This is a genomic window from Sphingobium sp. B2 (genome assembly GCF_007693735.1).
Classification (GTDB): Bacteria; Pseudomonadota; Alphaproteobacteria; order Sphingomonadales; family Sphingomonadaceae; genus Sphingobium; species Sphingobium xenophagum.
Window position 1 is genome coordinate 13,621 of record NZ_VDBZ01000010.1, and the last position, 8,109, is coordinate 21,729.

The window sequence follows — 8,109 nt, forward strand, 5'->3', positions numbered from 1 at the left end:
TCGACGAACTGCTTTTCGACAAAATCGCGGGCGAGGCTGACGCCCTGTTTCTGGTTCATCTCGCGTGGAATCGAGAACTCGACCTCGCGCGCCAGTTGCGCGTCCTTGCGCTTCTCCCCTCCCTCGACCTCATTCCACAAGGTCGCGCGATCGTTTAAACGCTCCGGCGCGCCTTCGGGCAGCAAAACTTCGGAATGGACGACGCCGGCCTTGTTCGAGAAGTCGTGGTTACGCCCGAGCCGCTCGTCGTGCAGCTCGGACGCCGAACGATAGGCGGCCGACGCAACCGCGCTCGATCCGTTGGCGCGGCTGATGACCTTGGCCGAGAAATGGTAGATCGCCATGACGGCCACCATACTGCCCTCCTGAGCGCACGTCGGCAACGACGTATAAGCGCGCACTCACACTCTCTGCCGTTCGCATGATTGACTTCGCCGCATTTTCGGGTGTCGCCCGTTTTCTCATGTGTGCGCTGTGCTACGATCCTGCTTCATCGACGTGCGAGGAAAGGAACGTGATGACGGCCAACCACAGTCCGCAACTCGATGCGCTCTGGCGCGATCCCGCCCATTGGTCGGACGGCCTGTTTGGCTGCTATTGCGCCAAGGCCGATCCGCGCCTGTGGGTGCCCAAGCGCAATCCCGCATTGGGCTGGACGCTCAACATGGCCCACCCTCGCGCGGGGTGGTGGATGATCGGCACGGTCCTGTTCGCCGCCCTCTTTCCCGTCGCCCTCATCCTCACTGTCGGAGCGATCTCCCATGCGTAAGGTACGCGACTATGATGCGGAGCTAAAAGCGCTCGGCGACAAGGCCAGGGCGCTGAAGGCGAAGAAGGTCCAGCAGCTCGGTGAACTCGTGATGGCCACCGGAGCCGACGCGCTCGACGCCGAAGTGCTGGCCGGTGCGCTGCTGCATGTCATCGGCGAGGCGCAGGTCGCGGACAATCGGGAGGCGTGGCGCTCTGATGGCGCGGCCTTCTTTCAGCGGCGCGGGCGCAAGTCTGGCAAGGGCAATGCAGGCAACGACGGTGGCGCAGGCGAAACTTCAGCAGGCGGTGCGCAGGGCTGAGGCCGCACAGCGCCGCACCGATACGAGAGGATGGGTCGTGCAACGACGCGAACGCACCCGCCACCTGATCGAGCTGGGCGGCCTCGTCCAGAAAGCCGGCCTCGTCGATCTCGCCGACGACGATCGCGCCACCCTCTACGGCGCGATGCTCGAACTGGCGGCGAAAGCCCGGGACGAAAATACCGGCGACGTGCTGGCGCTGTGGAAGCGGCGCGGCAAGCGTGCGTTCGACGCGGAAGCGGAAGCCGGCGAGGAGCAACCGGACGATGGTTGATCGGCCCGATTTCCATATCATCACCGGCGGTCCCGGCTCGGGCAAAACCTCCCTGATCGAAGCACTGGCGGCGCAAGGCGTCCACCACATGCCAGAGGCCGGTCGCGCCATCATTCGCGATCAGGTCGCGATTGGCGGCGCCGCCCTCCCCTGGGCTAATCGCGCCGCCTATGCGGAATTGATGCTGGGATGGGAATTGCGGTCCTGGCATGAGGCCCATGATCGCGCGGGGCCAGTCATCTTCGATCGCGGCGTCCCCGATGTCATTGGCTATCTGCATCTGTGCAGCCTCCCGGTGTCGGCCCATGTCAGCCAGGCAGCGGACCTGTTTCGCTATCAGCGCCGCGTCTTCATCGCTCCGCCCTGGCGCGAGATATTTGGGCAGGACGCGGAGCGGAAACAGGATTGGGCAGAGGCGCAGGCGACCTATGAGGCAATGGTCACGGTCTATGCCAGCCTCGGCTACGAACTGGTGAAGCTCCCCCTCGCTCCGGTTTCGGAACGGGCGCGCTTCGTCCGCGCACGGATGGGAGAACAAGATGGCTGACACCTCACGCCTTTCCTGGCAGCTTCTGATGGTGGGGCCGGGGATTGATCGCATCACCCCCGACATTCAGGACAAGCTCGCCACCCTGCTCGACCTGCTGCCCGCCACCGCGACCATCAATGTCCAGACCGACGCCGGCTATGTCACCGTCTCGCGCGACTGGCCCAGCCACCGCATGGAAACCGTCGACAGCCTGGTGGACGCCATCGCCGCCGCGCCAGGCATCATCCATATCTCCGTGCCCGACAAGGGAGACTCAACCGATGAATGACCACCCCATCCCGGATGAAGAACGCGCCCAGCGCCAACGAGCAATCGATTTCGCGCGGATCAGTACCGAGCTGTCAGGGGCGTCACCTCAAGGTTTGTGCGCCAGACAACGATTTGGCGGACATAATGAGAACACTGGCTATGCCACGAGTTTGAGGCGGGCCATGGGATCGTTGAGGGTGCGGAACTCGCCAGGGGAGAGCCGGTTTGCCCTTTGCCACAGATAGTCGCCGGTCAAACTGATATGCACCCAGCCCATCGGCGAGAGATGGGCAAGCAGCGCATCATCGAAGGTGCCGCCGGATGATTGGAGATGCTGGGCGGCCCTGTCCATATAGACGGTGTTCCAGTAAGAAATCGCCGCGATCAGCAGATTGAGGCCCGATGCCCGATATTCCTGATTCTCGATCGAGCGATCGGTGAACCGCCCCTGTCGGTTGGTGTAGATCGCGGCGGCAAGGGTATGACGTGCTTCGCCTTTATTGAGGCCGGCCTGGCAGGCGCGACGCAAGTCGGGCTGTTCAAGCCAGTCGAGCGCAAATAGCGTCCGCTCGATGCGGCCGAGTTCGGCCAGCGCAAAATCCAGCCTGTTCTGGCGCTTGTAGGCGGCCAGCTTGCGCAGGATCGCGGAGGGCGCAACGGCTCCTTCCTTAATGGAGGCGACGATCCTGACGATGTCATCCCAATCGGCTTCGATCGCCGCCGTCTTGATCGTGCGGCCCATGAGGCTTTCGATGCCTTTGTAGGTCGAAGGCGCGGCGATCGAGCCGAGTTTCCGGTCGGCGATGTCGCGCAGACGGGGCACGAACCGGAAGCCGAGAAGATGGCAAAGGGCAAAGACATGGTCCGTCGCGCCGCCGGTATCAGTGTAATGCTCATGCAGCGGTAGCGCGCCGGCGCCGAGCATCAGGCCATCCAGCACGTAGGGGGCCTCGCCGGCGGTGGCCGACATGATCCGCGATCCGAACGAGGCAAAATGATCGGACAGGTGGGAGTAGATCTTCAGGCCCGGCTCGCTGCCATATTTCGCATTGATGTCGGCCGCCGCCGATCGGTTGCGGCCCGAGCGGAAGAACTGCCCATCGGAGGATGAACTAGTGCCGGCTCCCCAATGGCGCGTGAAAGGAAGATCATGGTGCGCGGCAACGATCATCCCCAACGCGGCCTGATAGTTTTCGGGCGACAAATACCAGTTGTGGGTCCAGGCAAGCTGGGCGTAGCTCACCCCGTCGCTGGCGTTGGCCATGCGCTCTAGACCCAGATTCGATCCATCAGCGAGAATGGCGGCGAGGATCGCGTGCGGGTTGTCATGCTCCTTGCCGGACCGAAGATCGCGAAATGCGCTCAGGAACCCGGTGCGCTCGGCCACCTCGACCAGGAGTTCGGTGATCCGCACGCGCGGAAGCAAGGCGTCGAGCCTGCGATCGAGAGCCTCCGCCTCGGGTGGAGTGATCGCCGGCATGGGTTGCAGCTTGAGCCGGTCGCGTTCGAGCGCCACGCCCGCGAGCCTGTTCGCCTTGAGTTGCTTGGCGAAACGGCGCAGCCGCCAGTCGAGCGTCCTTGCCCGCTCCTCCAGATAGGCGGCCGCATCGGTCTGGAATGGCAGGCTGTCGGCCACCTTATCGGCATCGCGTCGACTCAGCAAATAGGTGTCGAAGCGGCGATAATTGCGGGTTCCTTCGACCCATATGTCGCCGGCGCGCAACCGATCGCGCAGCGTGGCCATGATGGCCGTCTCGTATCGCCGGCGATCGACCTGGCCACCTTCGGTGATGAGGCGCTTCCACTGCCGGTTGGCGAATGGGAGCGGAACGCCCTCGGGCAGGCTGCGGGCCTTGCGGGCATTGGTATCGCGGATGACCTCGATGGCCTTGACCAGTTGCGATCCGCTCCCCGATGCCTTGAACGTGAATGTATCGAGGAAAGCCGGGCTGAACCGCCGCAGCGTCGCATAGCGACCAGTCGCCGCGACAAGCGCATCTTCGCCCGCCAGCTCGGCCAGCGCATCGACCTGCGATTTGGCTGCGACCAGTCTGTGCCAGCCTACCGCTTCGTCGATCAGTTCGAGCGGATTACCGCCATGTTCGACCGCCTCTCCCAGCGCGGCGATCGTCGCGCCGAACAGCCGCATAAGTTCGCCGACCGAGCGGATGCTGTCCTGATAGCGCCTTTCCCGCCCGCGCCGCGCCCGTGTGAACAGGCTTCCGACAAGCCTGTCGAACATCTGGATCGCACCATCGGCGAGCCTGGCATCGAGGTCGATGACCGCCGCGATCAGCGTCGCGCGGCGCCTGTTAAGGCTATAATCGGAGAGCAGGAACGCCGGCGCAACGCCACCTTCGCGCATGAACTGCGCGAACCGGAAGTCGGGGATTTTCGCGCCGATCGCCGGGTCGATGCCGATTCCGCGCACATAGCGTAGCCGTTCCAGCAGCCCGTTGATGTTCGCCGTGGTGGGCGCTTCCTCGAAATGGCTCTGTTGCAAACTCTGACACGGTTTCCAAGATTGGGCTCATGTACTGTCAAGGTCAGTTGCGATGAACGATTTCAAAGGACGGCATTTTACCGGCGAGGTCATCCTATGGGCGGTGCGCTGGTATTGTCGATACGGCATCAGCTACCGTGATCTCGAGGAAATGCTGTCCGAGCGTGGGATCGATGTCGATCATACGACGATCTATCGCTGGGTGCAGCGCTACGCGCCGGAGATGGAGAAGCGTCTCCGCTGGTTCTGGCGGCGCGGCTTTGATCCGAGCTGGCGTCTGGATGAGACCTACGTAAAGGTGCGGGGCAAATGGACCTACCTGTACCGGGCGGTCGACAAACGGGGCGACACGATTGATTTCTATCTGTCATCGACACGCAGCGCCAAAGCGGCGAAGCGCTTTCTGGGCAAAGCTCTTCGTGGCCTGAAGGACTGGGAAAAGCCGGCCAAACTCAATACCGACAAGGCACCCAGCTACGGCGCAGCAATCGCTGAGCTGAAACGCGAAGGCAAACTGGCGGCGGAAACCGAGCACCGGCAGGTGAAATATCTGAACAACGTGCTCGAGGCCGACCACGGCAAGCTGAAGATGCTGATCAAGCCGGTACGTGGCTTCAAGTCGATGCCAACGGCCTACGCCACGATCAAGGGCTTCGAGGTCATGCGCGCCCTACGCAAAGGACAGGCCCAGGCATGGTGCCTGCAGCCAGGTATCATGGGGGAGGTGCGCCTGGTTGAAAGAGCATTCGGAATTGGACCCTCGGCCCTGACCGAAACCATGATTATGCTCAATAAGCATTTCGCCAATGCTGCCTAATCCCCCAACTGGGTGACGCCGCGCGGCCGTGCCCCATGTTTGCAACAGAGCCGCTCCGGCCGCGGCGCCGCGCGAGATATTCGAGACCGCCCCGGCCCATCATCATGATACCGTCGAGAAGGTGGACGTTCGCATTCACGATCCCGGGGATCACGAATTTTCCGCTCGCATCGACGGTGCGCCGAGCCTCGGGCAAGGTCGAGCCGTTTCGTGCACCCGCCGCAACGATCTTTTGTCCTTCGATCCGGATTACCGCGTCGCGGACAGGAGCGCCCCCGTTTCCGTCGATCAGCGTGGCTCCGACTATAAGTAGATCAGTCTCAATTAACTCCCGAGATTCGATTGCACCCGAGGCGGCAGCCACACGATCACGCCGTGCGACCGCCGCCGCGCGCCGAGACTGTCAGGCAGGCTCGCAGCGGGGATATTCGGTGACCAGTCGCTTGACCGGCAACGCGGACCGATCGACCTTGCGGCCACCTTGGTAGATAGCGTGAATGCGCTTGTAATTGTCCTCGTCGTCGAGCGGATTGGCATCGAGGATCAGGAAGTCCGCAAATTTCCCGGCCTCAACGGTGCCGAGATCGGCTTCCTTCTTGTAGGCTCGCGCGATGTTCTTCGTCGCCGCCTGCAGCATGTCCATCGGCTTCATGCCGAGCTGCCGCATTGCACGGAACCAATGGAAATGATCGCCGCCGATCGACCATGGGCGCTCGTGCCGGTCGCCCTCGCTCATGTCTGCGAGGCAGTCGGGGTCCGTACACCCGGCATCGGTGCCGAGAAGAATGGGTGCGCCCGCCGCGATGAGCCGCTGAATATTCTCGCGGTGCACGCCGCCGGCGTAGCCCGCCATCATTCCGCCGCTCGTCTCGAGATGATGCTGATACTCGTCATGAACCGGCTGGATTTCCGCCCACACCGTCTTTTTGATGATCTGCTCGATGATATCATCGGGAATCGGAACTCCCGCCGTCATACTTGTATGCATCATCGCATCGACCCCGAGCGTCACGGCATCGTTGAGGCTTTCGAGCGAGGTCGTATGGCTGAGGAGCGGCTTTCCGGCCGCCCATGTCTCTTCGGCGATCACGCGCTGTACGCGCGCCGAAAATGTGAGGTGCGGATTCATATATTCGAGCACAATATGATCGCTGATCGCAAATTTGAGAAGGTCGACTCCCTTGCTGAGATAGTCGCGAATGATGAGACGCACCTCTTCGGGCGGCAATGCCGCTAGCCTGCGGCCGACGCCGGCCTCGAACATGGCATCCATGCGGTCACAGAAGGTCTGGCTGCTTGTTTCGCGCGCCTTCTTCGAGAAGTCGGCAGAGAAAGGGCCGCCCATGCCGACGATGTTGCCGGCCGCATAGATCCGAGCGCCGAGCGCTTCGCCCGATGCGATACGATCGCGCGCAAACAGCACGGGCTGAAGGGCGTTGTAGGTATCGAAAACGGTGGTCATGCCGTTGGCCAGAGCAATCTGGGCGGCCTCCTCGATCACCTCGTGCAGCCGACCCTCGAAACGGGCGAGATACTCCACTGTCCCCGTTCCGATCATGAAAGTCCACGCGTCGAGAAGATGCACGTTCGAGTTAATCAGCCCCGGAATTAGAAACTTTCCGGATGCGTCGACTTGCGTCGCCCCCTCGGGAAGCGTCGATCCGTTGCGTGCGCCTGCACCGACAAAACGGTCTCCTTCGAACAGGACGACTGCGTCCGGGATCGGCGAACCGCCATTCCCGTCGATCAGGGTCGCGCCAGTAATTGCGGTTTGGGTCACCTCAGGCCTCCTTCTTCTGCTGAACTTCCCGGGTCGCCGGCATCGGCTGCTGCCCCAGCGCTAGCCTGTGCGCCAATTCCGTCAGGCCCGCGGGCCGAACCGGCGATACGCCGATGCTGCGCAAAATCGACATGCCGAGCCCGAGCGAGAACGAGGCGTATGCGCCGTCGAAAATCGCTTGGGCGTCCCCGTCCCCGCCCTTCGACAGATCGGTAGCCAGGTCGTGCAGGATTTCGTCGTACAAGCCAAACACGCGCCTAGCGACGTCGTCGGAGTAATTCGTCATCCGCCACAGCTCGATGACGATGCGGTTCGAGTGTTCGTCCGAGAAAAACTCCTCGAAGTAGAGCCGCACCAGCATGGCGGTGTCGCCATTACTGCGCTCGCGCATCTTTGCGACCCGCGCCGAGGTCCGGGCAAGAAGCCGGTCAACAAGCTTCGCGACCAGTTCGTCGCGGTTCCCTGCGAAATAGCGAACAAACGACCGCGGCTGCCCGGCCTCGCGCGCAATATCCTCCAGCGTCGTTCGCTCGATCCCCTGACGTACAACGCAGGCCTCGAAAGCTTCGAGAATCTCCTCGCGCCGCGCCGCGTCCACTCGCGCCCTAGCCATGCGGTTCGCTCCTCTCGCCGAATCTTTTCACAAATGACAATCTATCGGGTTACCAATATTGTCAATCGCGAAAAGATTGGTACTGCCGCGCCCTTCCCGATCCGGCGACAATCTAACCCCCATCCGCGCAGGGCGGTCCCGCGTGCCGATCGGTGTCGACGGGAATGGCTCCCGCAGCGCGGATCCGCTACGCGATGCCCGTGGGCAGATAAAAATCGCCCGTGACGGCTTCGTCGGCCGGGCTCTGTTGCAA

General features: G+C 62.6%; 9 protein-coding genes and 1 pseudogene. 6 read left to right on the plus strand and 4 right to left on the minus strand.

Annotated features, from left to right (window positions below; translation table 11 throughout):
* Nucleotides 1-344 (minus strand): MobA/MobL family protein (locus tag FE851_RS25095; RefSeq protein ID WP_186378987.1); only part of this gene is annotated, 344 nt, incomplete at its 3' end.
* A 173-nt stretch (nucleotides 345-517) separates the two neighbouring features.
* Here FE851_RS25095 and FE851_RS25100 point away from each other — a divergent pair.
* The 5 genes from FE851_RS25100 to FE851_RS25120 are packed head-to-tail and all read left to right on the plus strand — an operon-like array spanning nucleotide 518 to nucleotide 2,162.
* A complete protein-coding gene (locus FE851_RS25100; protein WP_261371188.1) occupies nucleotides 518-769 on the plus strand; it encodes a DUF5808 domain-containing protein in 252 nt (83 codons plus the stop codon).
* Nucleotides 762-1,070 (plus strand): conjugal transfer protein TraD, encoded by a 309-nt coding sequence (locus FE851_RS25105; protein ID WP_145206882.1) that lies wholly within the window; start codon nucleotides 762-764, stop codon nucleotides 1,068-1,070. The genes FE851_RS25100 and FE851_RS25105 overlap by 8 nt, the downstream gene beginning before the upstream one ends.
* A 37-nt stretch (nucleotides 1,071-1,107) precedes the next feature.
* Nucleotides 1,108-1,344: a conjugal transfer protein TraD gene (locus tag FE851_RS25110; RefSeq protein WP_037466988.1), complete on the plus strand. Its 237-nt coding sequence runs from the start codon at nucleotides 1,108-1,110 to the stop codon at nucleotides 1,342-1,344.
* Nucleotides 1,337-1,891, plus strand: a complete 555-nt coding sequence (locus tag FE851_RS25115) for an AAA family ATPase (RefSeq protein ID WP_145206883.1) — start codon at nucleotides 1,337-1,339, stop codon at nucleotides 1,889-1,891. The genes FE851_RS25110 and FE851_RS25115 overlap by 8 nt, the downstream gene beginning before the upstream one ends.
* Nucleotides 1,884-2,162, plus strand: coding sequence for a hypothetical protein (locus tag FE851_RS25120; protein WP_037466931.1), 279 nt, complete (start codon nucleotides 1,884-1,886; stop codon nucleotides 2,160-2,162). The genes FE851_RS25115 and FE851_RS25120 overlap by 8 nt, the downstream gene beginning before the upstream one ends.
* A 138-nt stretch (nucleotides 2,163-2,300) precedes the next feature.
* On the opposite strand, the pseudogene FE851_RS25130 reads toward FE851_RS25120, so the two are convergent.
* Nucleotides 2,301-4,634: pseudogene (locus FE851_RS25130) on the minus strand (Tn3 family transposase); the annotation flags it as partial.
* A 64-nt stretch (nucleotides 4,635-4,698) separates the two neighbouring features.
* On the opposite strand from FE851_RS25130, the gene FE851_RS25135 reads away from it, so the two are divergent.
* Nucleotides 4,699-5,463 carry an IS6 family transposase gene (locus FE851_RS25135; protein ID WP_006949122.1) on the plus strand — a complete coding sequence of 255 codons (765 nt, stop codon included), beginning with the start codon at nucleotides 4,699-4,701 and terminating at the stop codon, nucleotides 5,461-5,463.
* Nucleotides 5,464-5,866: 403 nt separating this feature from the next.
* On the opposite strand, the gene FE851_RS25140 is transcribed toward FE851_RS25135, so the two are convergent.
* Together FE851_RS25140 and FE851_RS25145 are read right to left on the minus strand one after the other, a co-directional pair.
* Nucleotides 5,867-7,243: an amidohydrolase family protein gene (locus tag FE851_RS25140; RefSeq protein WP_145206885.1), complete on the minus strand. Its 1,377-nt coding sequence runs from the start codon at nucleotides 7,241-7,243 to the stop codon at nucleotides 5,867-5,869.
* Between the two features lies 1 nt (nucleotide 7,244).
* Nucleotides 7,245-7,856 (minus strand): TetR/AcrR family transcriptional regulator, encoded by a 612-nt coding sequence (locus FE851_RS25145; protein ID WP_145206886.1) that lies wholly within the window; start codon nucleotides 7,854-7,856, stop codon nucleotides 7,245-7,247.
* Nucleotides 7,857-8,109 lie beyond the last annotated feature (253 nt).

Coding starts and splice junctions, on each gene's coding strand:
- FE851_RS25100 (WP_261371188.1), top strand. CDS start 518: ATGACGGCCAACCACAGTCCGCAACTCGATGCGCTCTGGCGCGATCCC.
- FE851_RS25120 (WP_037466931.1), top strand. CDS start 1,884: ATGGCTGACACCTCACGCCTTTCCTGGCAGCTTCTGATGGTGGGGCCG.
- FE851_RS25135 (WP_006949122.1), top strand. CDS start 4,699: ATGAACGATTTCAAAGGACGGCATTTTACCGGCGAGGTCATCCTATGG.
- FE851_RS25145 (WP_145206886.1), bottom strand. CDS start 7,856: ATGGCTAGGGCGCGAGTGGACGCGGCGCGGCGCGAGGAGATTCTCGAA.
- FE851_RS25115 (WP_145206883.1), top strand. CDS start 1,337: ATGGTTGATCGGCCCGATTTCCATATCATCACCGGCGGTCCCGGCTCG.
- FE851_RS25105 (WP_145206882.1), top strand. CDS start 762: ATGCGTAAGGTACGCGACTATGATGCGGAGCTAAAAGCGCTCGGCGAC.